Origin of the sequence: Qiania dongpingensis, from assembly GCF_014337195.1 — a bacterium.
Classification (GTDB): domain Bacteria; phylum Bacillota; class Clostridia; order Lachnospirales; family Lachnospiraceae; genus Lientehia; species Lientehia dongpingensis.
In genome coordinates, this window is the sequence record NZ_CP060634.1 from 1,617,353 (window position 1) to 1,643,678 (window position 26,326).

Annotated in this window: 23 protein-coding genes and 1 riboswitch; of the genes, 4 read left to right on the forward strand and 19 right to left on the reverse strand. The window is 48.6% G+C overall.

All coding sequences use genetic code 11. The annotated features are described in order from the left end of the window. Positions 1-43 precede the first annotated feature (43 nt). From H9Q78_RS07550 to H9Q78_RS07600, 11 genes are all read right to left on the reverse strand, one after another. Entirely contained in the window at positions 44-1,786 is a 1,743-nt protein-coding gene (locus H9Q78_RS07550; RefSeq protein ID WP_249300646.1) for an ABC transporter ATP-binding protein, read from the reverse strand. Continuing rightward, the gene (locus H9Q78_RS07555) at positions 1,783-2,748 is read right to left on the reverse strand and encodes an ROK family glucokinase (protein ID WP_249300649.1); all 966 of its coding nucleotides are present in this window, start codon (positions 2,746-2,748) and stop codon (positions 1,783-1,785) included. Before H9Q78_RS07555 ends, H9Q78_RS07550 begins: the two co-directional genes overlap by 4 nt. A 219-nt stretch (positions 2,749-2,967) precedes the next feature. Then, positions 2,968-4,161 (reverse strand): methionine adenosyltransferase, encoded by a 1,194-nt coding sequence (gene metK, locus H9Q78_RS07560; RefSeq protein WP_249300650.1) that lies wholly within the window; start codon positions 4,159-4,161, stop codon positions 2,968-2,970. A gap of 278 nt (positions 4,162-4,439) precedes the next feature. Beyond that, positions 4,440-4,543, reverse strand: a riboswitch (SAM riboswitch). A gap of 122 nt (positions 4,544-4,665) precedes the next feature. Then, positions 4,666-5,955, reverse strand: coding sequence for a UDP-N-acetylglucosamine 1-carboxyvinyltransferase (locus tag H9Q78_RS07565; RefSeq protein ID WP_330595103.1), 1,290 nt, complete (start codon positions 5,953-5,955; stop codon positions 4,666-4,668). A gap of 177 nt (positions 5,956-6,132) precedes the next feature. After that, positions 6,133-8,673 (reverse strand): cysteine peptidase family C39 domain-containing protein, encoded by a 2,541-nt coding sequence (locus tag H9Q78_RS07570; RefSeq protein WP_249300652.1) that lies wholly within the window; start codon positions 8,671-8,673, stop codon positions 6,133-6,135. Positions 8,674-8,864: 191 nt separating this feature from the next. Continuing rightward, a complete protein-coding gene (locus H9Q78_RS07575; RefSeq protein WP_249300653.1) occupies positions 8,865-9,332 on the reverse strand; it encodes a hypothetical protein in 468 nt (155 codons plus the stop codon). Positions 9,333-9,427: 95 nt separating this feature from the next. After that, positions 9,428-10,243 carry a YwmB family TATA-box binding protein gene (locus tag H9Q78_RS07580; protein WP_249300655.1) on the reverse strand — a complete coding sequence of 272 codons (816 nt, stop codon included), beginning with the start codon at positions 10,241-10,243 and terminating at the stop codon, positions 9,428-9,430. A gap of 154 nt (positions 10,244-10,397) precedes the next feature. Continuing rightward, positions 10,398-10,661, reverse strand: a complete 264-nt coding sequence (rpsR, locus tag H9Q78_RS07585) for a 30S ribosomal protein S18 (protein WP_147596295.1) — start codon at positions 10,659-10,661, stop codon at positions 10,398-10,400. A gap of 29 nt (positions 10,662-10,690) precedes the next feature. Beyond that, positions 10,691-11,149, reverse strand: a complete 459-nt coding sequence (locus H9Q78_RS07590) for a single-stranded DNA-binding protein (protein ID WP_249300657.1) — start codon at positions 11,147-11,149, stop codon at positions 10,691-10,693. Between the two features lie 21 nt (positions 11,150-11,170). Further along, positions 11,171-11,458, reverse strand: coding sequence for a 30S ribosomal protein S6 (gene rpsF / locus H9Q78_RS07595; protein WP_249300659.1), 288 nt, complete (start codon positions 11,456-11,458; stop codon positions 11,171-11,173). A gap of 125 nt (positions 11,459-11,583) precedes the next feature. Next, the gene (locus H9Q78_RS07600; protein WP_249300661.1) at positions 11,584-11,775 is read right to left on the reverse strand and encodes a DUF951 domain-containing protein; all 192 of its coding nucleotides are present in this window, start codon (positions 11,773-11,775) and stop codon (positions 11,584-11,586) included. A gap of 555 nt (positions 11,776-12,330) precedes the next feature. Here H9Q78_RS07600 and H9Q78_RS07605 point away from each other — a divergent pair. Further along, a complete protein-coding gene (locus H9Q78_RS07605; protein ID WP_249300663.1) occupies positions 12,331-12,543 on the forward strand; it encodes a hypothetical protein in 213 nt (70 codons plus the stop codon). A gap of 109 nt (positions 12,544-12,652) precedes the next feature. Here the strand turns inward: H9Q78_RS07605 and H9Q78_RS07610 are convergent, their stop codons facing one another. The 4 genes from H9Q78_RS07610 to H9Q78_RS07625 form a co-directional block, all read right to left on the reverse strand. Then, positions 12,653-13,372, reverse strand: a complete 720-nt coding sequence (locus tag H9Q78_RS07610) for an NAD-dependent protein deacylase (protein ID WP_330595104.1) — start codon at positions 13,370-13,372, stop codon at positions 12,653-12,655. A gap of 75 nt (positions 13,373-13,447) precedes the next feature. Further along, positions 13,448-14,683 carry a GNAT family N-acetyltransferase gene (locus H9Q78_RS07615; RefSeq protein WP_249300667.1) on the reverse strand — a complete coding sequence of 412 codons (1,236 nt, stop codon included), beginning with the start codon at positions 14,681-14,683 and terminating at the stop codon, positions 13,448-13,450. 3 nt (positions 14,684-14,686) lie between these two features. Further along, positions 14,687-15,592, reverse strand: a complete 906-nt coding sequence (locus H9Q78_RS07620; protein WP_249300669.1) for a DUF2156 domain-containing protein — start codon at positions 15,590-15,592, stop codon at positions 14,687-14,689. A gap of 261 nt (positions 15,593-15,853) precedes the next feature. After that, complete coding sequence (locus H9Q78_RS07625; RefSeq protein ID WP_249300671.1) at positions 15,854-16,915, reverse strand: LCP family protein; 1,062 nt, start codon at positions 16,913-16,915, stop codon at positions 15,854-15,856. Between the two features lie 270 nt (positions 16,916-17,185). Between H9Q78_RS07625 and H9Q78_RS14655 the strand changes: the two genes are divergently transcribed. Then, positions 17,186-18,073 carry a sporulation initiation factor Spo0A C-terminal domain-containing protein gene (locus H9Q78_RS14655; RefSeq protein ID WP_249300673.1) on the forward strand — a complete coding sequence of 296 codons (888 nt, stop codon included), beginning with the start codon at positions 17,186-17,188 and terminating at the stop codon, positions 18,071-18,073. A 341-nt stretch (positions 18,074-18,414) separates the two neighbouring features. Next, positions 18,415-20,376 (forward strand): LTA synthase family protein, encoded by a 1,962-nt coding sequence (locus H9Q78_RS07635; protein WP_249300675.1) that lies wholly within the window; start codon positions 18,415-18,417, stop codon positions 20,374-20,376. Between the two features lie 87 nt (positions 20,377-20,463). Here H9Q78_RS07635 and tig read toward each other — a convergent pair whose 3' ends face one another. Next, on the reverse strand, positions 20,464-21,666 hold the full coding sequence (tig, locus tag H9Q78_RS07640) for a trigger factor (RefSeq protein ID WP_249300677.1): 1,203 nt from the start codon (positions 21,664-21,666) through the stop codon (positions 20,464-20,466). Positions 21,667-21,987: 321 nt separating this feature from the next. On the opposite strand from tig, the gene H9Q78_RS07645 reads away from it, so the two are divergent. After that, the gene (locus tag H9Q78_RS07645) at positions 21,988-22,188 is read left to right on the forward strand and encodes a cold-shock protein (RefSeq protein WP_147596323.1); all 201 of its coding nucleotides are present in this window, start codon (positions 21,988-21,990) and stop codon (positions 22,186-22,188) included. A gap of 69 nt (positions 22,189-22,257) precedes the next feature. Here H9Q78_RS07645 and H9Q78_RS07650 read toward each other — a convergent pair whose 3' ends face one another. The 3 genes from H9Q78_RS07650 to H9Q78_RS07660 are packed head-to-tail and all read right to left on the reverse strand — an operon-like array spanning position 22,258 to position 26,292. Then, complete coding sequence (locus tag H9Q78_RS07650) at positions 22,258-24,069, reverse strand: glycerophosphodiester phosphodiesterase (RefSeq protein WP_249300679.1); 1,812 nt, start codon at positions 24,067-24,069, stop codon at positions 22,258-22,260. A 16-nt stretch (positions 24,070-24,085) separates the two neighbouring features. Beyond that, complete coding sequence (locus H9Q78_RS07655; RefSeq protein WP_249300681.1) at positions 24,086-25,378, reverse strand: ABC transporter permease; 1,293 nt, start codon at positions 25,376-25,378, stop codon at positions 24,086-24,088. Continuing rightward, positions 25,375-26,292, reverse strand: coding sequence for an ABC transporter ATP-binding protein (locus H9Q78_RS07660; RefSeq protein WP_249300684.1), 918 nt, complete (start codon positions 26,290-26,292; stop codon positions 25,375-25,377). The genes H9Q78_RS07655 and H9Q78_RS07660 overlap by 4 nt, the downstream gene beginning before the upstream one ends. Between the last annotated feature and the right edge of the window lie 34 nt (positions 26,293-26,326).

Consider the following 26,326-nt stretch of genomic DNA (forward strand, 5'->3'; position numbering starts at 1 on the left):
CCTGATTATAACAGATTGTTTGTTCTTTGACAAGTGGAAAGAGTCAAGAATCCCGGCCTGCCAAGAACTGCATCCTGTAAAATTTCGCATAGACCCCGTCTAATTCCATCAATTCCTGATGATTTCCCTGTTCAGAAATCCCGTCATCGGTCAACACCAGTATTTTTTCAGCGTTCCGAATCGTCGACAGCCTGTGAGCGATCACAAACGTGGTCCTTCCTCTGGCCAGTTTCTCCAGAGCTTCCTGTACAACCCGCTCACTTTCATTATCCAAAGCAGAAGTGGCTTCGTCAAAAATCAGGACCGGCGGGTTCTTGAGGAACACTCTTGCCAGAGACAGTCTCTGCTTCTGGCCCCCTGACAGCTTCACCCCCCGCTGTCCGATATCTGTATCATATCCGTCCGGAAGTTCCATGATGAATTCATGGGCATTGGCAGCTTTGGCGGCTTCTATGACCTCTTCTCTCCCGGCATTCTGTTTTCCATAACAGATATTCTCATATACCGTCCCTGCAAACAGATAAACATCCTGCTGGACGATTCCTATATTCTTTCTAAGACTTTTAAGCTTTATATCCCGGATATCCCTTCCGTCCAGAGTCACTCTTCCCCCGCTGACCTCATAAAAGCGTGGAATCAGACTGCAGAGCGTGGATTTCCCCACACCCGAGGAGCCGACCAGCGCGATATACTCTCCAGGCTTCACCGTCATATTCAGATTATGGAGGACATCGTCTTTGGAAGATGCGTAGCGGAAGCTCACATCCTCAAAGCAGATCTCTCCCTTAACTTCTTCAATATCCGCCGCATCCGGTTCATCTTCAATATCCGGCTGTATGCTCAGTATTTCGCGGAACCGTCCATAGCCGGACATTCCATTCTGGAACTGTTCTGTAAAGCTGACAAGCCGTTTGATCGGGTCGGTGAAGTTAGCCGCCATCAGAAGAAATGCCACCAAATCCGACGCATCCAGCCTATCCTTAGCCAGCAGCACGGCTCCGACAGATATCACCACGATTGTCATCAAAGTGGTAAACGCCCCCAATCCGGCATTATAAACTCCCATATACCGGTAGCTGTCCCGTTTACTCTCCAGGAACCGCTGGTTGCCCTCGTCAAATTTGCACATTTCCGTGTCCTCATTCCCAAAGGACTTGACAACGCGGATACCGGAAAGGCTATCCTCAATCTGAGCGTTGACATCCGCGATTTTCTCTCGGTTTCTTTTATACGCCCGCTTCATCTTCTTATTCAGGACGACCGCATAAAACAGCATGAACGGAAGCAGCGCTGCGGCAGAAAGAGCCAGCGGCACGTTGATAAACAGCAGGATTATCAAAGAGCCGATTATCCGGATAACAGAGATCACCAGATCTTCCGGTCCGTGATGGCACAGCTCACTGATATCAAACAGGTCATTGGTCACCCTAGACATCAGCTGTCCCACTTTCTGGTCATCATAAAAGGTAAAGGACAGCTTCTGATAATGCCCGAACAGCTCATGGCGCATGTCCCGTTCCATTTTTGCTCCCATCATATGGCCAAAATACCCTATATAAAAATTGCAGAAAAACTCTATGGCGACCATAACCAGCATCAGGGCTGCCAATCTGAAAATCATGGATACCGCTGCATCCGTTTCAAATCCGATCACGGTTCCGGTAATATACCGGATAATGAGCGGAATCACCAAAGTTATCGCCGCGCCAAGACACGCAAAAAACATATCGCTGAGAAACAATCCCAGATACGGCTTATAATAAGACATAAAACTTTTCTTTTTCATTTTTCTCTCTCGTCAATCACCATTTTGGCCGCCCCGTAGATTCCGGCGTCATTCCCCAGCCTGGCCAGAGCAAGCTTCGCTTTCCCGCGGGTCAGCTTGATCAGGGGATCATAATGTTCCTTTATCAAATCCAAAAGATACTGTCCCGCTCTGGATACGCCGCCGCCGATCACGAAGATCTCCGGATCTACCACCTGCGATACGTAAGCCATGGCTCTGGCCAAATACATCATGCAGTAGTCCGCCACATCCTCCGCTAGCCCGTCGCCGGCCTTGGCCGCGTCAAACACATCTCTGGCGGTCACCCGCTGCAGGTCTCGGAGCACAGAGGGCCTGTCGCTTTCTCTCATAAAAATCCTGGCATGGCGGGCTATGCCGGTAGCCGATGCGATCTGCTCCAGGCAGCCGCGGTTCCCGCAGTTGCAAACCTCCGCTTCCTTCCAGTCCCAGTCCATGACCATGTGGCCGATCTCTCCGCCCATTCCTTTGCTCCCTGCCACAATATGCCCGTCCAGGATGACTCCTCCGCCCACGCCGGTCCCCAGTGTCACTGCCACCACATCTCTGTAGCCTTTCCCGCCGCCCTGCCACATTTCACCCAGGGCCGCCACATTTGCGTCATTTCCCCCTTTTACCGGAATGCCGCCCAAAAGACCGCTCAAATCCTTCACCGGATTCATATCCCGCATTCCTGGGCCGATATTCACGCAGACCTCCAGGTATCCGTCCTGGCGGATAGGTCCCGGCACTCCCAGTCCCGCGCCGGCAAGCTCTGAAAAACGGATTCCCTCTTCCTCCATGTTCTTTTTAATAGAGGCGGCGATATCCGGTATGACCTGCTTTCCCCCGTCGTCTTTTCTCGTGGGTATCTCCCATTTCCGTATCAAAGATGCTTCATCCGTCAAAAGGCCCAGCTTCACCGTCGTGCCTCCCAGATCTACACCTGCATATATATTGCCCATAATTGCCTCCGTCCTGTGCCTCCGACGTCTGCCGGACCATGCTCCTGCACAGCCCATGACCCGGAAAGTTTTAAATTCTTATTTCTTATTTTACCCGATAATCGCAGTTTTGCAAGAATTTATCAGTCAAGTATATAATAATGACCGGGCCACGATTTCATCGGCCGGGCCCGGTCATGCGAAAATATCCATTGAATCTCTTCCCGGCAGTATGTCAGGTCATCCCTGCAGGTAACGCTTCAGTTCATCCACTTTATCCAGGCGTTCCCAGGACAGATCCAGATCGTCACGCCCAAAATGACCGTAAGCCGCCGTTTGTTTATAGATCGGCTTACGCAGATCCAGCATTTTAATGATGCCGGCAGGACGGAGGTCGAAGTTCTCACGGACAATCTCCATGAGACGCTCGTCCGGCAGTTTTCCAGTGCCGAAGGTATCTACCATGACAGAAGTAGGCTGCGCCACTCCAATGGCATAGGACAGCTGGATCTCGCACTTATCTGCCAGACCGGCCGCAACCAGATTCTTGGCCGCATAGCGGGCCGCATACGCGGCAGAACGGTCCACCTTTGTGCAGTCCTTGCCGGAAAACGCTCCGCCGCCATGCCTTGCATAGCCGCCATAGGTGTCCACGATTATCTTCCTTCCGGTCAGGCCGCTGTCTCCATGAGGCCCGCCGATCACGAAACGCCCCGTGGGATTGATATAATATTTCGTCTCGTCATCCACCAGCTTCTCCGGCAGGACCGGTGCAAAAACATATTTTTTAATATCTTCGTGTATCTGCTCCTGGCTCACATCCGGATTATGCTGTGTGGACAAGACCACCGCGTCCAGATGGATCGGCCTCCCGTTTTCATCATATTCCACAGTCACCTGGCTCTTTCCGTCGGGCCGAAGATAGGGAAGCGTGCCGTCCTTTCTTACCTTTGCCAGCTGCCTTACGAGCTTATGTGCCAGCGCGATGGGGTAAGGCATGTATTCCTCAGTTTCATTCGTAGCGTATCCGAACATCATCCCCTGATCGCCGGCTCCGATGGCTTCAATCTCTTCATCGGACATTAAATGCTCTCTGGCCTCCAGGGCCTTGTCCACTCCCATCGCTATATCCGGCGACTGTTCATCCAGCGCTACCATCACAGCACAGGTGTTTCCGTCGAAACCGTATTCTGACTTATTATAGCCAATCTCCAGCACCGTGTCCCGTACGATCTTCTGGATATCCGCATAGGCATTGGTGGTGATCTCTCCCATGACCATGACAAACCCTGTGTTGCAGCATGTCTCACATGCCACACGGCTCATGGGATCTTGCTCCAGCAGTGAATCCAGAATCGCGTCGGAAATCGCGTCGCACATTTTATCCGGATGGCCTTCCGTTACGGATTCCGATGTAAATAAGTATTTTTCCATTGTTTCTCCTTTCTCTTTCGCCCAACCGCGCCTGTCGCTTATTCCAGGACCTTAGGTCCTGTCATTCTCCGGCTCTCCGCTGTTTTTCTCGCCCTGCCGCGCCTGCCGCTTATTCCAGGACCTTAGGTCCTGTCATTCGCGGACAGTCGCCCAATACCGTCACATCCAGGGCCACAACCGTGTAAACACGTTGTTTCCCCGAATATGACGGTGCAGGGCTCGTTGTTTAACGTAAAATGAGCCCGCATAAGCGGACTCGATATTAGCAGTATCAAATCCTCTTATTGTTCGATGAATCTAACTCGCTCAGGTTGGCACCTTCCACTCCGGGGGTTGCCGTGGCTTCACAGGTCCTCTGTACCTCCACCACTCTGAATAAGGGAATTGCGGGACTTCATATGAAATTGTAGACTACGGCAAATCGCCGCGGCCAAGTGCTCTCGCACGAATACCTACTTGTATAAAATAGCGCAGTTTCCATACTGTGTCAAGCAGTTTATAAAATCACACTGCTTCCAGTTTTAACCTCGCCACATCCTTATCATCCTCTGCCTGCTCGATCAAAGCTCCCAGGGAACGGAGCTTTTCATCAAAACGCTCGTATCCGCGGAGGATATACTTCGTCTCATCCACGACCGTATGGCCTTCCGCCGCCAATCCGGCCAGCACCAGCGCCGCTCCCGCCCTTAAATCCGGAGCGCTCACATCCGCTCCGCTCAGGCAGTCCACGCCGTTGATCACAGCCACATTGCTCTCTACTTTTATATTGGCCCCCATTCTGGCCAGCTCATCCACATATTTAAAACGGTTTTCAAAGATACTCTCCGTCACCATGCTGGTCCCTTCTGCCAAAGACAGCGCCACGGAAATCTGCGGCTGCATATCAGTCGGGAATCCCGGATATGGCAGGGTTTTCACATGTGTATATTTCAGTCTGGATTTACAGACTACTCTCACAGCATCATCAAACTCGCTGATCTCGCAGCCCATTTCAATGAGCTTTGCGGAAATCGCTTCCAGATGCTTAGGAATCACATTTTTTACCGTCACGTCACCCTTAGTCACTGCAGCCGCGAACATAAATGTGCCCGCCTCTATCTGATCAGGAATGATGGAATATGTGGTACCATGGAGCTTCGGCACTCCTTTGATCCGGATGATATCCGTTCCGGCGCCTTTAATGTTGGCCCCCATGCTGTTCAGCATATTTGCCACATCCACGATATGAGGTTCTTTTGCCGCATTTTCCAGAATCGTGTTTCCTTCTGCCAGCGCCGCTGCCAGCATAATATTAATTGTAGCCCCCACGGAAACCACATCCAGGTATATATGGCCGCCGCTCAAATGAGCCGCGTCAGCCACCACCATGCCGTGATCCACCTCAGCCCTGGCTCCCAGACCGCGGAAGCCCTTCAGATGCTGGTCTATGGGACGGCTGCCAATGTTGCAGCCGCCGGGCAGTGACACCTCAGCCCTCTTGTATTTCCCAAGAAGCGCCCCTAAAAGATAATACGACGCGCGAATCCGCTTTATAAAATCATCATTTACCCGAATCGTATTGATGGAAGAACCATTGATACGGACCGTGTGGGCATCCATATGAAATACTTTTGCGCCAATTCCTTCAACTGCCTCTAAAAGTACATTGATGTCCCGCACATCAGGAAGGTTTTCTATGATTACATCTTCATCAGACATGATTGCAGCCGCTAAAATACCCAGAGCCGCGTTTTTCGCGCCCCCAATCACGACGTCGCCCACAAGAGGGTTCCCGCCTTTAATCACATATTGCATGATGACACCTCATCTACATTCTTCATTTTTATTTAGAACAACGGATGTTCTTTATCCTGTGCTGTCTGTGTATCCTTAGTTTGTACCACTGTCTATTGGTCTATTATAACAATCTCTTTCTATTTTGTAAAATCTTTTTTATTTTTTGTAAGATTTCCTTAAGAATTAAACGGTTTCTTACTTTATCCAGCTGACAAACGGATATCCATAGGATGCATAGTAAGCTTCCGCATCGTCCTGGGAAATTTTATAAGTTCCTCCCGTCAGGGAATCATAAATGATCAGATTTTTATATACATCGTAGCCGATGATCAGCTCCGCCTTATCGTTTTCCGTCAGAGCCAATACCGGGTATCCGCAGTCCACATAATAAAGCACCTGGTTCAGTATACATCCGTGAAGGTCCAGGGCCCTGCCGGAAAACGCCTCATTTAGTATCTCATAGGCCGTTCTCCCGGAAGCCAGCTCTCCGGCCACATCCATTGTGATATTTTCCTGCTTCAGCATAATGGAGAGACAGGCCGCCAGCCGTTCATTTTCCGCAGACGCCGCCACACTGTTTACATCGATCAAGGCCTCTGAAGCTCTGTTGGCCCTGGTCCAGATATAGTTTCCGCCGCTGTCCACCACAACACCCATTTTATCGTACACAAGGCCAATGGCCTCACGCACAGAATAACAGATTCCCCGGAGTCTTCCGCTGGCGTAGGCATAATACCTCTTATCCGTCTTCCCCAGGTCTGCCGTAGATATCAGGCTCAGCTCTCTCGTATCTGCGCTTGCCTCTTCCTTCGGGGTGGTAATGCTCAATACCTTTTCTTTATTGTCCGAGGAAGACAGATTTAACGAATACGTCGTTTTTTTAATATCTGAGATCCGGCTGGAAACAACAGATTTTTCTTCCTCACCGGCCTGATTCTGGATCAGAGCGTCGCCGGGAGCCGGGGCCCACGCGCCATCCGCGCCTTTCGTCTCTCTGGTTATCTGTATCTTTCCCTCTTCTACCTGAATATCGCTTATATAAATCCCGTCCCTTTGATAGGTGGTCTGAATTTGCTGCTTCCGGTCAATTATCTCCAGCGCATACATCGGATAATTGACGATCAGACTCCCCTTTTCTATATCGGATTCTCTCGCCCTGCCGTAAATAAAATCTCCGTCAATGAATCCCAGCGCACGGATCGTCTCTCCCTCGGAAGCATGGATCGTAAAATTCGTCCCGTCATCCATATAAAATACCTGGATGTTCTTTCCTCCGTAGATGTCTTCCTCCTCCTGCCACGCCACAGCGCTGGAGTCTTCGCTGATGACAAAAGAGTCCTCTTCCATGCCGCTGATGATCTCCACGTACTCTTCACCGGAAAAATCAATGGCATAAATGCTGTTTCCAAACATAAGATAAAAAAGCTGATTGTTTCCTACATAAGAAAGTGTGCCGATCTCCTCTTTCAGAATCTGAAACGGCTTGGCGGACGGAATAAAAAACACCTCGTGAATGGCATTCTCCGCCCGGCTGTACTGATAAAATACCAGTCCGCACTCACCTTCGTGGCTTCCCCGGTTCATATACCCATAAACGGTAAAGGCTACGTCGCCCTCTTCACCCACGCTGATTATCCGGAATTTATGCTGGTCATAAAGAGTCCGGACTCCGTCATCATTTTTTTCTTTAAAGGAAAAGAGCTTAGACGCCTCATTTTCTTTTTTATTATAGCTCCAAAGCTCTCCGTCCGCTACAAATGCCGTATGGTCCCCGGCGCTGGCCGTCTCGATGGGAAGATTCCCAGGGCTCACGATACCGAGCTCTATCTTTCCATTCTGAATGGTAATATCGGACGCTTCAAAGGCCTGATCCATGGTGCGTTCATAAGCGATCAGCCACAGTTTCCCATCCACATAACGAACGCTGAAAAATTCTTTCACATTATAAGATTCTACCTTACCCGAATCTCCTTCAGCCGTAACGCCATATGAAAGCTGAATGGATCCCACCATCTTATTCATCTCTTTAATATCGATTCTGATTTCTCCTGAACGCTGAGGCGACAGATCTCCCCAGGTCACATGGCGGTAGCTGGACTTGATATCTGCATAGCCCAGAGAGCTGTTGTCCGCGTCGCTGCTGCTCTCCAGCTGAACCGTCAGTTCTTCCGAAGTATTTTTCGAAAACGCCAGTTCACTGAAGTTCTGGGCAAACGCAATCTGTTCTCCGATGTGAGTATCCCCGTAGTAACGGATCCGTGTATAATAATATGCACTGTCCCATTTATCAGTCTTTAATTTTAATATCAGAATATATTCTGTCTCCGCATTCAGCAGGTCCTGAAGAACAATCTCACCGCGCACTGTTTCGCTGTCTCCCGAATACGAATCACAGGACTTTGTCTCTATTAAATTCGCTCCGTCCAGGCTGCGTATCTCAAATTCAATTCCCTTTACGGTGTTTCCATACGTATCGACCTGAAATGACAGCTTCCTGTCCTGCGGTATGGGAGTTATGGTGTCCCTCATATACGAAGCCTCCATGGCGCCGGCATAGCCATGAAGAGTGTTGACCGCGCTTCCTTCAAACTCCATGGTCACTACAGGAAGGCTTGCGCTGTCCATGACCGCATATACTACCTCCTGTTTCTTTTTTCTTGTAAAAAACAGAACTGCCGCCACTGCGGCCACAAATACTATGACCAGGACGAGCAGACGCTTTAATATTTTCTTCATGGGTGCACTCCCTCATTTATCCATATCCTAAGACCAATTCATCACCTGCCGCACTTCGCGCTCTGACTTGAGCTATAAAGCAGCCTTCTTTCGCAGGATAAATATAGCCATGGCAATTTTACCATGACTATATTGTAAGGTCAAACAAAAGAAACCTCAACCGCTTTTTTATTAACTTTTTCTTAGTATTCCTACCAGTATTTTTTCCTGCTGCTGCTCCTGCGGATCCTTCTTCTGCACACTTCGTGATATAAAAGGACCTCTATGGCATCTTTCAGCCATTCTGCCTCGACGTCACTGGCTTCCTCCGGAAGCTCTTTCTGATAGACCTCATCGCAGAGCCTGCGAAGCCCTACCCGATCCGGGTATTCATCATATAGGATACTGCCTTCATAATCAATGGTATCGCACAGATCATTAATGCTTCCCTGGATTTTTTTCATCTTCTCAGGATACATCGCCTGGAAATATTCCATGTCCCGTCCGATATCCTGGCCATCGGCCATACTGCCGTTCATCTGAGCGGTCTGGCTGTTCCCATACTCCAGGTCCGCGGCCCTCATCCAGGAAACCGGACGCATCAGACCGCCGGGATATGTCCGCCGGAATGGCCGGCCTCCATAATAGTCCCAAATAAAATCACTGTATCGTTCTGCCATCTAGCTGCCACCTTATATCCATAATATAATACAGCATATGCAGTCCCTTTCGGATTTGTTACTCACAAAAAATGTTTGGCCGCCGCTGGTATTCATCAATAATCTGCACGTATTATGGGACATCCCAGATGAAATATGGTCTTGTTCTCCTGCTCGTCATAGGATACAGCCAAATTCAGGTTCACATTCCTTCCCGCAATGCTTTTTGCTTCTCCGGCGCCTCTGGCATACGCATATACCGTGTACAGCTCCTCTTCGTTCATTTCTTCGACCTGCACCGCGTCCATTTCATCCAGGAGGGACTCCACGATGATCTCCTGCTCTTCTCTTGAAAGGCGGCCCTCATAGCTCCCTTCCATTTCGACATAGACCTGTTCTTCCAGCCCGCAGCCTGCGGTCGCTTCATCCAGGCGTTTCTGCTCCTTCAAAGCCTTTTCCGCGCTGATCTGCCCCTGCAGATGGATATCCGCCCGCAGATAATTTTCCTGCCGGAGCTCATAAGGGCTTATCTTTTCTTCCCTTGTCAGGAAAGAGAGCCTCAGGACAGAGCTTCCATCGCCTGCTGCCTGCTCCAGGGTAATGCTGTTTCCATCTTCCAGATGCTCCTGGCTGATGCGTCCGCTCTCCGTTCCTCCGGCTTTGTCATCTGTACTGTCCGCAGCTAATTTGTCCGTCAGATTTTCCAAAAAGGTCTTTTTTTCTTCAATTAAATAGTATGCGTCATCCAAATAGCCTTCACGATAGATATGACAGCTGCTGTCAGAAAAATTTGCTTTTTCAAAAGCTGTCAGTACCGTTTCCCTCACATCAGCGTCCGGCCCCCTGAACACCAGGGCCGCCACAGCAAACAGAAGTACTCCCAAAAGACACAGCCTCCATTTCCCGGCCGCCTTCCAAAATCCTTTTCCCATACTGCGATCCCCTTCCTTTCTCATTCTTCTATTACTATAAGAATTTCCAGATGCAGGGAATATTATACAGAAAAAGGGCTTTCTGCCATACCTTGCCGCACGAAGTGCGGCAAGGTATAAAAAAGAGACGCCATACGGCGCCTCTTAAAAATCATTACTCCATTGTATAGGGCATTAAAGCAATATGTCTTGCTCTCTTGATAGCAACGGTCAGCGCACGCTGATGCTTCGCGCAGTTTCCGGTGATTCTTCTGGGAAGGATTTTTCCTCTCTCAGATACGTATCTCTTTAACTTTGCAACGTCCTTATAATCAATAACGCCGTTTTTATCACCGCAGAACACGCAAACCTTTTTCCTTCTGCGTCCGCCTCTTCTCTTCATCGGAGAATCCGCTCTATCACCTCTTGTGTAAGCCATGGTTAAAACCTCCTTATTCCGAATATGATCTAATTAAACGGGAGACCCTCATCTTCTACTCCATCGGGAATATTCATGAAACCATCATCCACCGCGCTGCTGGGCTGAGGTCTGGCTTCTTGGCGGAAAGAACTGCCGGCATTCTGAGCGGATGCACTTTTGCTCTCCGCGAACTCCTGGTCCTCCACCACTACATCCGTGGTATACACCTTCTGACCGTCCCGGTTCGTATAACTTCCAGTCTGAATCCTGCCGGTCACCACGATCCTGGTACCCTGATGCAGATATTTTTCCGCGAATTCCGCGCTTCTTCCAAAAGCAACACAGGATATAAAATCCGCCGTCTGGTCATTGCCGTCGCCGCCGCTGCGGCTGAACCTTCTGTCAACTGCAAGCGTATACCGTGCAATAGCCATGGCCTTTTCACCCTGCGAATAACGAATATCGGGGTCTCTGGTCAATCTTCCCATGAGTATTACTTTATTCATGCAATCTCCTCTTTTCTCCTCTTACGCGTCCTGTCTTACGCATAAATATCTGATTACAGGCTCCATGATGCGAACGTGGCTTTCCACTTCGTTCGGGCAATTAGAATCAGATTCGAACTGGATGAAATAATAAAATCCCTCTTTCATCTTCTGGATCTCGTAAGCAAGTCTTTTCTTGCCCCATTCATCCACATTTGTGATGGTACCGCCGAAACGGGTGATGTAAGACTGCACTTTCTCTAAAGCGGCCGCCTTCTCTTCCTCTTCCAGCTTTGCACTCAGCACAAGCGCCAATTCGTATTTGTTCATGCTGTTTACCTCCTTTTGGTCTCTGGCCCCCTGCTTATTTCATCGGGGAGCAAGGAAATGTATAACTACTGTCACAAATAAAGATTCTACCATGTTTTGACAAGGTTGGCAAGGGGTTTTTGATATCAGTCCTTACCTTCCGGTCTGCGGAGTCCCCGGCAGTTCTTTTCCACTAATTTGCGCGGCACCATGATCAAATGCCCGCAGCCCATGCACTTTAATTTAAAGTCCATCCCCACACGTGTGATCTCCCACTCACTGCTTCCACAGGGATGAGGCTTTTTAAGTTTAACAATATCGCCAATCTGAAATTCCATCGCGTCCTCCTTTTGGGATTCATTTAATCATACCCAAGGGCACCCCTTAATACATGCCCTACGGGCGGGCGCACTTCGTGCAGCAAGGTATACCTTTTCATACCTTTCAAGCAAGCTTTCTTTGTCTAATCTACAAGGCAAGAGGAAATCCGCTTCCATCCAGGCGGCTCGCTGGCAGCCGTAACCAGCATCTTTGCGGCCTCCAGTCGGTCCTTTCCAACTGACATGGATAAATCGATATTTATCCATGTCAGATTCCAATAAAAACCTGCATGAAATTCGGTTTTTACCTCCCTGCGGCCGGGAAGATTCTGCTAACGCCTTTGCGGCGCTCGCCTTACGATGGAATCGGATCCTTCCTCTTACTCTTTCTTCCGCACCGAAATAAGCGCTCATTTGCCTCGAAAGCCATTGGGGCGGCCACCTCAGCCCGCTGCCATAAGGCGCGCGGGCCGTGCGGATACCTGACACCTTTATAAAATCAAAGGAATGGAAGTCATCCGAAACGGTGCGGCAGAAATGGAACCGGCAGAATGATTCCGGGCCGGCCTAAAGGTGAGCGCCGCAGGGCAGAGGCCGGTGTTCCCCAGGCGGAGGGAGGCAGAAACGGAAATACCGATTCCGTTTCTGAGCGAACGGGAGGCGAGAAATCATAAAGATTTCCCGTCGACATGTGAGCGGTACTCCTGGAGCGGGGATAAAACGGACCCTGCATCGCCAGCGAGCCGAAATCGCGGCGGTCCGGAACTTATGCCGGTGTTTAACTGAAATTTACCAAGAGCTTACTAAAGATGATTTCAAAAAGTCTTTTGTATCATACCCAAGGGCATCCCCTAATTCGCGCCTTACGGGCAGGCGCGCTTCGCGCGGCAAGGTATCACTCCAGGAACATTCCCAATACTTCCCCTATCGGCGCTGCGATCACCAGGTCCGCCCTTCTGTCCATGGGCGTGATCCCCTTGTTGATGAGAACGAGCTTCTTGCCGCGGTAATAATCAATGAGGCCGGCTGCAGGATATACGGTCAGAGATGTGCCTCCGATGATCAGCACATCCGCAGCCGCTATGTAAGAGATGGCTTTTTGCATGATCCCATAATCCAGCCCCTCCTCATACAGCACCACGTCCGGCTTGATGATGCCCCCGCATTCGCAAAGCGGAATCTCCTTCGCTTCCAAAATATAATCCGCATCGTAGAATCTCCCGCATCTGGTACAGAAATTCCGGTGCACAGAACCGTGAAGCTCCAGCACCTCTTTGCTCCCGGCCATCTGATGCAGGCCGTCTATGTTCTGGGTGACGACCGCTTTCAGCTTCCCCTCTTGTTCCAGCTTTGCCAGCGCCAGATGAGCCGGGTTCGGCTTTGCCTCCTTGAAGATCATTTTCTTTTTATAAAACCGGTAGAATTCCTTTGTGTTCTTTTTATAAAAGCTGTGGCTTAAAATGGTCTCAGGAGGATAGTCATATTCCTGATTATATAATCCGTCCACACTTCTGAAGTCCGGAATATTACTCTCTGTAGATACGCCTGCTCCGCCGAAAAACACAATGTTATCACTGTTTACAACCCACTCCCGAAGCTGCTCCCTCTCTTCCATATTCATCCTCCTTCATCCAACCATGGCCGAAAGCGGCGATATTGGCTTCAAACCCGCCGCGCCGCCGACTGCCTTTCAGACAATTTCATTGATAAACGGCGACCGGCAGACACGGACGGCTAATAGATCCGCCTTCCATTTTTCCACTTCGGTCTTTGCCCCTGCTGTCTCACCGCTGCTCCATACAACCTCCGCCGCCTGAAGCTCTCCTTCCTCCTTCTCAGGAAGCCCTCCAAATCGTATGGCCTGTTCTGCAAGAAGCTCCGTCAATCCCCTGCCTCCTGTCAGCCATTCAAAAAGCCCCTGGGTCCCGCATCGCATCCATCGTCTTCCAACACTCAGATCCGGTTTCTTAGTTCGCCGAACCTGGCTTCCGCCCGGTGAAAGCTTCCATATATAATACCCTTCATTCACAGAGATCAAAGGATCCGTGACCAGCATATGCAGTTCCACCGGATACTCTGATGTAAAAAGCTTCAAAAAGCTCTCCACATTTGTGATCCGGCCCATGATGACCGGCCTTTGCTCATTCATAGTAAACGAGGAGCCGTTCACCGTGACCTCTCCGTCAAAATATCCGCGCAGAGCTTCCAAAACGAGGGAACCGTCTTCCTGACGGCAAAGAATTTCCCGAATCTCCACAGGCTCCTTCCCCCAGAAAGGAACACAGGCTTTCATTTCCCCGGTCTTTTCCTCCAATAATAAGATACCGCCTCCTTCGCTCTCCGTCTCTGCGAGCAGCGTTTGATAATACGTATTGTCCCGCTCCGGATAGCAATCAAAGCCCTCCGCCAGAATCCCAGAGGAAAAATCGGCCATTGACGGGATGTCTCTTTTGTCCGCCTTTCGGACGGAGAGAACGTCCGCGCCTTTTCCGCTGCCTTTTCCCCAAATTCTGCCCGAATTCGTCCTATAAAAGTACCGGAAATCAAAAGGGCGGTAAATCGCCTCACTGGCAGGCATCAAAAAAGCAAAGGGAAGCCCCTTATCATACATGTCCTTCAGGCTTTTCACGAGAAGACGTCTCATCAGGCCTTTATGACGGTACTCCGGCCTGGTCGCCACCGCTATCACATAGCGGCTCATGGCAGTAAATCCATTCACATACATCCTGTACGGATTCAGCTGCAGCATGGAGGCCAGCTCTCCCTCCCGGTCGTATATTCCATAGCACTCGTTTCCCAACGCCTTATACGCATCATAATAGTCAAGAAATCCTGCGGAATCCTCTATAAAAACAGTTTCCCAAAGCTTTCTGCAGGCTCTCCGATCCTGCTCCCCCAGTATGCAGACTTCCCATTTTTCTTCCACGGATCACAGCTCCCTGATCTGAAATTTCTTTACAAAACCAATCGGATTATAAGACTGCTTGGCCTTCCGCAGCCCGGGCAGGCCCACATCATCCTCTCGGTTGACCAGCGTCACATCCGGGAACTCATGTACCAGGAACTGCTGGTTGATGAACGCGTACAGCCCTCGGATATCCGGGTTCGCTTTTTCTATATGAATGATGGCCATATCTTCCACCTGGTTATAGCTTCCCATTGTAAAGGCTTCCATCTGTCCATCCACATAGACGCCGCCCATGCGGACTCCCAGATCGCTGCAGTGATTCAGGATACTGTGGATCCCCTCCACCTCCGGATCCAGTGTGCCCTCCAGCTGGGTGCCTTTCATGCTCCTCCACCGGTCCAGGAACTTCCACATATCATTCCTGTCTGAGCAGCAGAGTGTGCGGTATTCATATCTGCCTTCATACTCTTTTCGGAATCCGTTCACATGATTTTTCTTCTTATGGTACTTTTTTCCGGCAAGAGTCCGCATCGATTCCCCATCATAGAGATAATCGGCGGCATCCACCTGTTCCGTTACCGAAAACTCCGAAGGATCCAGATCCAGGATCCGGACGGCCTCTTCATCCGCCAGGTAGATGGCCAATTTTTGCCCCAAGACCTCATTGAAATACTTTTTCGTGTCAAAAAAGTAATAGGGCAGGTCTTCCTCTTTACAGAGGGGAATCGCCGCAAACTGCTCATTCTTCACGGTCATCTTCCACTCAACAGCCTTATCGTCGCATACACAGTATTCCACATGATAGTAATCCTTCCATAAAAAACTGTCCAGAAATACACTGTCGCACGTCTTATTGGACCTTAGATTAAAAAACCGCGGCAGAATCTCCACATCCTCCGCTGTTATCTGTTTAAACTCCCATCTCATGGTATCTTATTACCTTTCCTGTTTTATAAATTTTCCTTTGGTTGTATACCTTGTTGCACGAAGTGCGCCTGCCCAGAGGGCATGGATTAAGGGATGCCCTTGGGTATACTTCCATATACAAAAGGCACTTTCGCAATAACACGGTCATTACAAAAAGTGCCTCTTCCATTCAATTAAAAGGCAGAATCTGCGCCTGTGTGGGCTTCTGCTGCTTGTCTCCATTATATTACGGGTAAAAATTTCTGTCAAGGCAGGCTCAGACTATCTTGTACCGTACATAATATCCTGAAGCGCCTGACGGTTTGCCGGGAAATCAATCCCGATCACCGCTCTCTTATCAATCCTCATATCTTTATATGTCCCTTCCACCGGAATCCTGTCGGATTCCAGATCATACTTAAGGAGCTTAGAGGACTCCAGCACAAGGGAAATCATCTCTCCTTCCGGAATGTTAGTCGTTAGGTCCGGGAGCAGCGCGTTCAAAAGGTCATTGAGCTCTGACAGGCTGCAGGATTTCGCCTTTTGAAAAACAATCCCGAGCACATCTCTTTGACGTCTCGTCCGCTCATATTCTCCGCCCTTCAGATATCGGATCCTGCAATAAGCCAAGGCCTGCTTACCAGTCAGGTGCCGTGTTCCCGCGTCGGAGATATCCAGCTTCTCCGCATCCCGGTCTTTACCCGTGATCCTGTTCAGCTCTTCAATATATCCGTTCATGATGGTAATCTCATCTGCGCTGATATCCAAATCTATGCCGCCCAGTATGTCTATCACATCCATAAAGGCAAAGAAGTTCACCTGTACATAACGGTCAATGTGGACACCCAGATTTTCCTCGATGGTCTGCAGAAGCAGAGAAGGGCCTCCAAATGCGTAGGATGCATTTAAACGATTGTTTCCCACTCCTGGTATGGATACATAAATGTCTCTCATTAAGGATGTCATGGTTATCCTGTTTTCCTTACGGTTAATGGAGATCAGAATCATGGAGTCTGAACGTCCCTTCGCATTATCATCTCTTGAATCGGTCCCGAAAAGAAGTACGTTATAGACATCATGGTCGTACTCCAGTTCCTGACTGCCGGCTGCTAGGTTTTCTTTCAGCTGCTCTTCCAGATTCTTGACCTCCTCTTCAGGGGAATCCGTTCCCTCCTCTGTCTCATCCTCCGGTATACTTTCTTGTATCTCCGGCGTTTCGGTAAGAGTTTCGTGGTTCATCATTCCATAATAATGTTTGAATAACGCATACACTGTGATAACCCCGATAAGCACCACGGCCAGCACGACCGCAAGGGTTATCAAAATGGCTTTTTTCTTCTTCATTATTGTTCCTCCTTTTCTGCTTTTTTAAAAAAAGCTGTCCCCTTCTATGTCTTATTCTGTCAGTCTCTTGAAATAATCTGGGGTATAAAGTAAAATAGGTTCAATTACATAACACCGGATGAGATGAGGATATTCTGGCTGTTGGTACATGTGTACCGACAGTCGGGTATCCTTTTTTTATTTCTTTTCTGTCTTAATATGTCCGCGCCCACTCATCCCGTTTTTTCTGCCATATGATAATTGCAGCAATCTGATTCGGGAGTGTTACTTATGCAAAAAGTCTACGAACTCACCAAACAATTAGGTGTCAAAATAACGAATGAACGCGCGACATATCTTGCACTCGCTACTTGCCTTGTCATTCAGGATCCCTCATACATGCGCCATATGAGCAAGCGCCTTTATACGGATATCGCAGCACTTCTCGGCAAAACTCCACTCAGTGTTTCCCGCGGAATCTCCCGGGCCGTCTGTGAATGCTGGGATTATGGCAACCACCGGTTTCTAAACCAGGTGGCTGGCTGTCGTGTCCTGGAAAAGCCCTCTCCTGCGGAAATGATTTCTTTTATGGCAGATTACCTGGTAAAGCAGGAGCCTAAACATATCTTTCGCTACCATCATTTATTAAATTCCTCATGGCAAGAAGCCGCACTCACCGATATCGAAGAAGTAATGGCCAACGCCCCGAACAAACGGCGTCAGACCTATACGGTCTGTATTGAACAGCTTGTGCCGGAAAATCATCCGGTAAGGCTTATGGACGGGATGGCCATCTGGAGCAGGGTCAACGCAGTATTTTCGGAATCATGTTCTGTCGCTCCAAAATCAGATTCCGATTACTTTTCACCGATTCATTTTCTCCGTCTGCTTTTATTGTGCTCTTATCAGAAAATAAGACATATTCGGCATCTGCTCCAGGAATTAGAGGTCAACGTAGCCTATCGCTGGTTCTTGGAGATGGATTTGATGGACCCTCCTCCTACTAAAGAATCCTTGGCCGAATGTTATGCAATTTATTTCAGCAACAACCAACTGCTCGGCAGATTAATCTATGGCATTTTAGACAGCTGCCGGAAAAGAAAGCTTATAAGAGTAGTCGACATAAGAGAAGAGGCTAAAAGATTGGAGAAGATGGCAGAGGAGATAGGAAAAGAGTAAAAAACATGCCAGGCACTAGTTAGATAAAAATTGTAATTATTTTCTTGAAGCTCTCTATATTATATGAACAAATTATGTAAATCTCATAATCCCCCTCTTCTAGCACATCTATCAGACTATTAAATATACCAATATATAAATACTGCAATTACCAGAATATAACCAATTATAAAAACAAACCAAATAGTCCCCAACTGTTACCTTTTTATATCTCACATCACATTCTGTCTTCGCTTCACATATATTTCATGATTTATCCTATTGAAATTTTGGATATTTGTCTTAAAATAGAGCTGTATCTAAAGATCTATTGAATTTTATCCATAAGTGAGGTAAAAAATTTGAAACACCCCTTATCATTTGATCATATACATAAGAAAACTCTGGTACAGAGAGTTCGGCACTTTTCTTACCCAAGATGGCTGACCGCAGCCCTTGCGCCTGTTCTGTCCTATTATCTGATGGAACTGATCACTCACAATCCACTTGAAATACCGATTCAGTTTCAGCTGCTCGGATGGATTTTTTCCTATTTATTGAGCGGCCTGCTGTTCTTTCTTTCCGGCAGGATGAACGTCGCTCTCGTACTGCCTCAAATATTTATGGCTATATTGGGGACTGCGAACTATTTCGTGCTTTCTTTTCGTGAATCACCTATTCTCCCCTGGGATATTGCCTCTGCCGGAACTGCCTTGTCCGTGGCGGACCATTTTTCTTTTTCCTTTACTCCCCGCCTGACTGCAATCCTTCTGGCCTACATCCTGCTTATCCTGTTCTGCCTTAAAATACGTATCCGTCTGGCCGGCGGATGGAGGAAGCGATTGATCGGAACCGGAGCTGCCGCGGCCATGTCGGCCCTCTATGTTCTCTGCCTTCAAAACGATGCTCTGATGAACGCCCTGAACATCTATGAAATGCCTTTCACCCAGGACTATGCGTATGAACAGAATGGATTTTTCGTGAGCTTTCTGGTAAACACAAAATACCTTAAGGTCCATGAACCAAGCGGTTACTCTCCAGAGACGGCAGACGAGCTGCTGGAACAGGCTTCCTCTGAGCACACAGCCAGCCGGTCCGCGCAGAACTTTTCCGGGAGCTTAAACCAGTCCTCCCCATCCGGATATACGGGGGGGGGTATTTATTTCCCTGAAGATCCCGTTTCCTCTGATGAAAAATCCGTCGATGAGAACCAGGGGCATCCCAATATCATTGTCATCATGAACGAAGCATTTTCAGACTTGTCCGTAATCGAAGATTTTCAAGTGTCAGAGGACTATATGCCCTTTTTCCGTTCCCTTTATGGGACTGAAAATACGATTTCCGGCAGCGTGTATGTCTCGGTCCTGGGCGGAAATACCGCTAATACGGAATTTGAATTCCTCACCGGCGATACCATGGCGTTTCTGCCCACAGGGAGCATCCCCTATCAGCAGTTCATTTCCGGTGAGCTGCCGGCTCTGCCCTCGATCCTGCAAAGCTATGGATACCAGACGATTGCTCTCCACCCTTACCTTTCCAGCGGATGGCGCAGGAATCAGGTCTATCCCTTACTTGGTTTTGAAAGCAGTCTTTTCTCCTCGGACTTTCTATATAAAGAACGGCTCCGGGATTATGTAACAGACGACTCCGCTTTTAAACAGATTATCCAGGAGTACGAAACTAAAGAAAAGGACTCTCCGTTTTTTTCTTTTACTGTGACAATGCAGAATCATGGAGGCTATGCCCAGGATTGGGAGGACTTCGAACGGAATATCACAGCAGAAGGAACAGAGGACTCAGATTTATCCCGAATAAATGCCTACTTGTCTCTGATCAAAAAAACGGATGATGCTTTTAAGGATCTCATTTCCTATTTTGAAAACTGCAGCGAAGAAACCATCATTCTCATGTTCGGGGACCACCAGCCCAATGTTGAGACCAGCTTTCTGGAAAACCTGTATGGAAAAAGCTATGAGGAAATGACAGAGGAAGAGCTTGCCCTCCGCTATCAAACTCCTTTCATACTTTGGGCCAACTACGATATTGAAGAAGAAGAGGGGTTGGAAATCAGCGTCAATTACCTGAGCAGCCTGCTCATGGACGCGGCGGGCCTGGAAAAGACCGCTTATCAAAAGTATCTGAGCGTTCTTCAAAAAGAGCTTCCCGTGATCACAGCTAACTTTTGTATCGATAAAGACGGAAATTTCTACAGCGCCGGTGAATTCGACCGGCTGGATGAATTGCTGAATGGGTATGAGATCATCCAGTACAACCATCTGTTTGACAGCAAGAACCGAAATAACAGCAGCTACCTGCCCGATTAAGAAAAGAGCCTGTGCATCTTATAATAGGATACACAGGCTCTTATGTTTCAAATATAAACCATTAACCTATTGACAGCCAATAACGGGTCATTCTGCGGCCGTGGAAGTCGTTTCTTCAGTGGAACCGGTATTTTCAACCTCTACCACATTCTGCTCCAGGAAATCCTGGATCCTGCTCTCCAGAAGGATATCCATCAAAAGCTTTTCCGAATAGCTGGACTGGAGGGTTTCAAGAGTATACCCATTCTCTTCTGCAAGCTTCTTACAGCCTTCCTGATATTCCTCATCGGTGAGCTCCATATTCTCCTTTTCCACTACCGCGCGGACCAAAATCTGTGATTTCGCGCTGCTCTTGGCAGCTTCCTGAAGTTCGGTCATAAACTCTTCTTCCGTCTTTTCCATGCTGCTCAGATATGTTTCCAGTTCCATTCCGTACATGGCCAGGCTGTTCTTAAACTGGGCCAGCTGACTGTCGTGGATGTAAGTAATGAGTTCTTCCGCGTCCTTTTTGAACGTGGCATTGTTCATGACCTTTTCCCAAGCCTCATTGATCTTATTGTTTCTCGCTTCTGTTTTTCTGTTGCTTTCCAGATCAGATCTCACATAGGCCCGGTATTCATCGACTGTTTTATATTCGTCAGAAATTCTCTGAACAAATTCATCATTCAGTTCCTGAGGGATTTCCTCTCCCTGAACATAATTGATCGTTACAGTGAAAACGACAGCTTTACCGCTCAGGTCCGTGTTCTGCTTGTAATCCTCAGGAAAAGTCAGATTCAAATCGACGGTCTCTCCAATATTCTTTCCCACCAGGCCGGACTCAAAACCTTCGATGAACTGGCCAGATCCGATGGTAAGGTTAGTTCCCGTACCGCTGCCGCCGTCGAAAGCCACACCGTCAATCTTTCCTACGAAGTCAATGTTCACCACATCGCCGTCCTTCACGGTACCTTCTTTGATTTCTTCATAGAGCGGCGTTGCGTTCTCCACCTGAGACTGAAGCTCCGCTTCTACCTCTTCATCCGTCACCTCTGTGTTCTGAGCCGCCACTTCGATTCCTTTGTATTCGCCAAGTTCCACGTATTCAGAAATATCCCCGAGATCAAAAGCGCTGACATATTCCGGCATTTCTGCCGTAGCAGCCGTAGTTTCCTCGGAACCTCCGGAATTTTCACCCGCAGTGGTCTCTTCACCTGCCGCAGTCGTTTTTTCTTCCGACTTTTTATTGCCGCAGGCGGCCACTGATAAAACCATGGCTGCGCAAAGCAGCACTGCAATACCTTTTTTCATGTTTGATTCCTTTCTCCTTTTCCTTGTTGTCCATTTTACATCCACTCTCCCGTTATACCATAACCGACTGTAAAAATAAAGAACTTTGTACCAGTTCATACTTTTTTCATATAAAAATGCGGTAAAAAATATCTGAATGTTTATAAAAAAATACTTGAAATTCCTGGAAAGCCTGCTATAATGTAATTGTATTCACAGATTTAAAGTATTCACATATTATTAGAGATTATGTTTACTAGGTGATCTGTAATAATATGTGAATTTTTTTTGTGGAAACGTTGTAGCTCTAGAAATCTATATAATATAATGGAGGTACCTTAAATGAATAACGGTACAGTAAAGTGGTTTAACTCTGAAAAAGGCTATGGCTTCATCACTGCTGAGAGCGGCGAAGATGTATTCGTACATTTCTCTGCCATCACAGGCGACGGTTTCAAAACTCTGGACGAAGGTCAGTCTGTGACTTTTGACATTGTTGAAGGCCCCCGCGGCAAACAGGCTGCCAACGTAGCTAAGATGTAATTAAACCAATCAGAAAAGAGAGCGTGATACGCTCTCTTTTTTTGTTTTGGTCCGAATGTCAAACGCCGCCTATCTGCCCACTTTTAGAGCCAGCTTCAAAAACTCAAATATGCTCTCTGTATCCGATTCCCGGTACAGGATCTCTCTGGCCAGCACTGGCCTGTCTGTAATGATGTTATCCACCTGGAGGCGCTTCATTCGGCTGAGCTCCGATTTCGTATTGACCGTCCAGGCGTGGACCTCTTTACCAAAGTCGTGGGCGCTCTTTACCAGGCTGGAAGTCACAAAGCTGGAACGGATGCTGAAAAAGTCTATATTCTCGTCCTCAAAGTAATTTCCATATGCCGCCGTCAGAATGTACCCTGTGCGGATATCCGGATTCTGTTCCTTTACCTCCTTGAGATACCGATAGCTCGTAGAACTGAGCACCACCTGCGCTTCCATACCATGGTCTTCAATAAGCTGCAGGGTTTTTTCCGCAAGCGTGTCGCTCAGCCGGTTGGCCTTCAGCTCGATATTCATATTGATACGCCCTTTACACGCCTCCAGGGCCTGCTCCAGAGTCGGAATCTGAGTCCCTGTAAACTCGTCGGAAAACCACGATCCAAAATCCAAAAGCAGCAGATCTCCATACGTATAATCCCAAAGCCTCCCTTCTGTCCCCGTCGTCCGCTTCAGGCTGGCATCGTGATGGACCACGATAATCCCATCCTTTGTCTCCTGTACGTCAATCTCCACATAGTCCGACATGGTGTCAATGGCCCCTTCAATGGCTGGAAGGGTATTTTCAGGAGCTTCGAAAGAATTCCCCCTGTGGGAAGTGATCTTCGCCTCAGAAATGATCGCGCTGGCTTTTACGGTACCCGTATATACACTGTCATACGCATACAGGGCTCCGGCCGCAGCCAGGCAGGAGATCACGATCACGGTGAATACCCGGCGTATCCCCGAAGACAGATGATAATGATAGGGAGGAATCTCCCATTCGTATTTTTTATTCTGATAACGGTACAGCAAAAAAGTCAGGCTGCCAAGGTTCAGGTACAGGCCTGCAATAGATGCCAGAATCAGAGCTGCGATGTCTATGTCATTGCTGATGGTCAGGATCAGCGCCAGCTCTGTGGACCTGTCCGCAAAGAGGACCACTGCCAGGGCCGCCAGAACCTTCAGGATAAACTGCCCCAAGTAATAGAGGAGATAAGCAAAAAGATTAGAGCCGGCCAGCAGCCCGATCGTAGGCAGCCAATGCCTCCGGAATATCTTTCTGCTCTTTTCTGATGATTCCCGAAACCGCACGTCACGCAGAATGGAAATGGCCGGCACATACACATACATCAGACTGATACAGGCCATGACTGCCAGCAAGATCCACGCCAATATCTTCACCAGCCGGAAGCCGGCCAGCTCCGTGACAATATAGCTGAGCGGCCTTATATGCTTTACAAGGCGCAGCAGGATCCAGCTGCCGGTCAGCAGATAGAAATTTGCGTTGACGAGCAGGATTCTGGCATTTTTCGTCTGGAACAGTTCTACCACATTCTTCATGCCAAAAATCAGCATCTTTATGGGGCTCATTTCTTCTTTTACTACTCCCGCCTGAAACGCCGTATACAGGACGCACATTTCCAGGCACACAAAAAACAGGCAGAGCAGCAAAAAGCCCGCCAGTACCAAAAGGGTTACCGGCGAACAGAAAAATTTCAGGGCGTTTCTGGCTGTCAGATAACTGAACCCTGCTTTTTTAAGAGCAAAGGAAATTCCGCGGCTGGCCGCCTCAATGAGGACAAACGCCGTGAAGATCCGGTATAAAATTTCAAATATGAGGATACTGCCCCGGTTTGTCCGGAGCATCCCCCTCATATCATGTATCATTCTGCGCATTCCCATCCACTCCAGATCACTGGTCTTTTTCCCGGCTCATTTTCAGAGCGCGGCTTAATTTAATGGGATTTCCGTACATCAGTGTACCCATGCGGTATATCTTCGCGCCTCCAATGGCGGCCACAGCGATCGCGCCCAGCAGAAGGACCAGTGAAACGGCTATCTCCCACACGGCGACATTGCCCATGGCTACCCTCGCGAACATGGCGTTCGGCGAAGTGAACGGAATGAAGGAAAGAATCTTCATCAAAGTGCCGTCACTGTTCGGGAGGTTAAAGATTGTCAGCAAAAAGCTCATGATAAACACAAACATCAGCGGTCCGGCCGTCCGGCTCACATCCTCGGTCTTGGACACCAGAGCTCCCAGCACCCCATAACAGAACGCATAAAGCACATACCCCAGGATGCCGAATACCGCAAAGGCCAGGAGCACCTGAGCCGGAATCTGGAACACAAAATCCAGCATGCCGTTCCAGGCTTCTCTGCTGGCTCCATAGGATGCCAGCGCCGCGCCGATGATCACGCCCACCTGCAGGAAGCTGGCCACCGTACCTGCCAGCACCTTGCCAAAGATCAGGCTGTTGCTGCTGGTACTGGTCACCAATACCTCCATGGCCCGGTTGCTCTTTTCCTGGGCAACTGACGTAGCTACGGAATTTCCATATATCAACACCATAAAATATACCACAAAAATCAGCAAATAGGTATATAAATAATTTCTTACGCTGTCTTTTCCCAGTACAATGGTCTCTGAAGTCATGGGAGTATTGTAGATTTCCTCAATCTCAGCCGTATCGGCTCCGATCTCCTGCAGCCGGCCCTGACGGTACATCACGCCCATGGCGTAATCAAATACCTCACTCACGGAATCGCTGAAGCTCCTGTTTTTTACATAATAACGGTAATCCGTCGAAGACTCCACCACGAATCCGCACCGTTTTCCGTCCGCGTTCTCGGAATCTTCTGACTGCTCACCATTTTCCACGAGCCCCTTGACCGCCTCTTCCGAATCGGCTTTTTCGACCCTGGCAGAAGGGAACAGCTGTGCTAGCAGCTCCTCCATCTGTCCGCCCTTGTCGTACAGATATATGGTACCGCCATATTCGCTGAGGGCCGTCTCTGATTCTGTCTTGGCGCTGCTCCCCTCATTTCCTTTAAGACCCGGGATGATTCCCGATAAGTCCATAAACGAAGGAAGGCTCAGCAGAATCGCAAACAGCAGCGCGAAGCCGACCGTTATCCCGATATAAGATTTACTCTTCACATATCCCTGAAGCTCATGTCTCCATACAATCCCAAACTGTTTCATGCCTCGTCACCTGCTTTCATTACAAAAATATCATTAAGGGACGGCTCATAATTTCCCGTCTGTTCCAGATCAATATCGGACGCGGCCAGCATTTCCAGCAGCTTCTTCTTAGCCCCTTTGCAGACCCCTTCCAATATGAGATAGTCCTTTTTCTTCTTTACCACCTTCACCACATCGCTGAATTCCTTTTCAAGCTTCTCTTCCAGAGCATCCGGCCGATAATTAGACGCAGAAATCGTCAGCCTGTTTTCTCCATAGGACCGCTTGATCTCCCTCAGGTTCCCGTTCAGAACAATCTGTCCATGATTGATAATGGCGATCTCCTCGCAGAACTCCTCCACATAGTTCATCTGATGGCTGGAAAAAATCACCAGTCTGTCCAGTGCGATCTGTTCCTTGACTACGTCCTTAAGTATTTGTGAGTTCACCGGATCAAGGCCGGAAAACGGTTCATCCAGGATAATGATATCCGGATTACATATCAAGGTCTGCGCCAGCTGTACCTTCTGCTGATTGCCTTTGGAAAGCGTCTCCAGCTTCCGGTCTGCGTACTCGCCGATGCCCAGACGTTCCAGCCACGCTTTTCCGCTCTCTTTTGCTTCTCTCTGACCCATCCCCCTCAGATTGGCAAGATAGACCATCTGCTCTAAAACTTTTTTCTTCGGATACAGGCCGCGCTCCTCAGGAAGATAGCCAATCTTATACTCTCTTGGGATAAACTTGCGCCCATCCATAAGAATCTCTCCGGAATTCGCCCGGAACACATCCATTAAGACGCGGATCGTCGTCGTCTTTCCAGCTCCGTTCCTTCCGAGAAGCCCCAGCGCTTTTCCATTCTCCACTTCAAAGGAAATGCCATGGAGAATCTCTTTATCACCGAAGCTTTTCCTAATCTCTCTCACTTCCAGTTTCATCTCAATATTCCTTTCTTACTGATTTGTCAGATTT

Bases quoted from the DNA above. Each gene is read 5' to 3' on its own strand.
- H9Q78_RS07580 (WP_249300655.1), bottom strand. From the start codon at position 10,243: ATGGGAAAAGGATTTTGGAAGGCGGCCGGGAAATGGAGGCTGTGTCTT.
- metK (WP_249300650.1), bottom strand. From the start codon at position 4,161: ATGGAAAAATACTTATTTACATCGGAATCCGTAACGGAAGGCCATCCG.
- H9Q78_RS07590 (WP_249300657.1), bottom strand. From the start codon at position 11,149: ATGAATAAAGTAATACTCATGGGAAGATTGACCAGAGACCCCGATATT.
- H9Q78_RS07610 (WP_330595104.1), bottom strand. From the start codon at position 13,372: ATGGAAGAGAGGGAGCAGCTTCGGGAGTGGGTTGTAAACAGTGATAAC.
- H9Q78_RS07575 (WP_249300653.1), bottom strand. From the start codon at position 9,332: ATGGCAGAACGATACAGTGATTTTATTTGGGACTATTATGGAGGCCGG.
- H9Q78_RS07565 (WP_330595103.1), bottom strand. From the start codon at position 5,955: ATGCAATATGTGATTAAAGGCGGGAACCCTCTTGTGGGCGACGTCGTG.
- rpsR (WP_147596295.1), bottom strand. From the start codon at position 10,661: ATGGCTTACACAAGAGGTGATAGAGCGGATTCTCCGATGAAGAGAAGA.
- H9Q78_RS07625 (WP_249300671.1), bottom strand. From the start codon at position 16,915: ATGAAGAAGAAAAAAGCCATTTTGATAACCCTTGCGGTCGTGCTGGCC.
- H9Q78_RS07555 (WP_249300649.1), bottom strand. From the start codon at position 2,748: ATGGGCAATATATATGCAGGTGTAGATCTGGGAGGCACGACGGTGAAG.
- rpsF (WP_249300659.1), bottom strand. From the start codon at position 11,458: ATGAACAAATACGAATTGGCGCTTGTGCTGAGTGCAAAGCTGGAAGAG.
- H9Q78_RS07600 (WP_249300661.1), bottom strand. From the start codon at position 11,775: ATGGAATTTCAGATTGGCGATATTGTTAAACTTAAAAAGCCTCATCCC.
- H9Q78_RS07660 (WP_249300684.1), bottom strand. From the start codon at position 26,292: ATGAAACTGGAAGTGAGAGAGATTAGGAAAAGCTTCGGTGATAAAGAG.
- H9Q78_RS07570 (WP_249300652.1), bottom strand. From the start codon at position 8,673: ATGAAGAAAATATTAAAGCGTCTGCTCGTCCTGGTCATAGTATTTGTG.
- H9Q78_RS07645 (WP_147596323.1), top strand. From the start codon at position 21,988: ATGAATAACGGTACAGTAAAGTGGTTTAACTCTGAAAAAGGCTATGGC.
- tig (WP_249300677.1), bottom strand. From the start codon at position 21,666: ATGAAAAAAGGTATTGCAGTGCTGCTTTGCGCAGCCATGGTTTTATCA.
- H9Q78_RS07550 (WP_249300646.1), bottom strand. From the start codon at position 1,786: ATGAAAAAGAAAAGTTTTATGTCTTATTATAAGCCGTATCTGGGATTG.
- H9Q78_RS07620 (WP_249300669.1), bottom strand. From the start codon at position 15,592: ATGAGATGGGAGTTTAAACAGATAACAGCGGAGGATGTGGAGATTCTG.
- H9Q78_RS14655 (WP_249300673.1), top strand. From the start codon at position 17,186: ATGCAAAAAGTCTACGAACTCACCAAACAATTAGGTGTCAAAATAACG.
- H9Q78_RS07655 (WP_249300681.1), bottom strand. From the start codon at position 25,378: ATGAAACAGTTTGGGATTGTATGGAGACATGAGCTTCAGGGATATGTG.
- H9Q78_RS07650 (WP_249300679.1), bottom strand. From the start codon at position 24,069: ATGCGCAGAATGATACATGATATGAGGGGGATGCTCCGGACAAACCGG.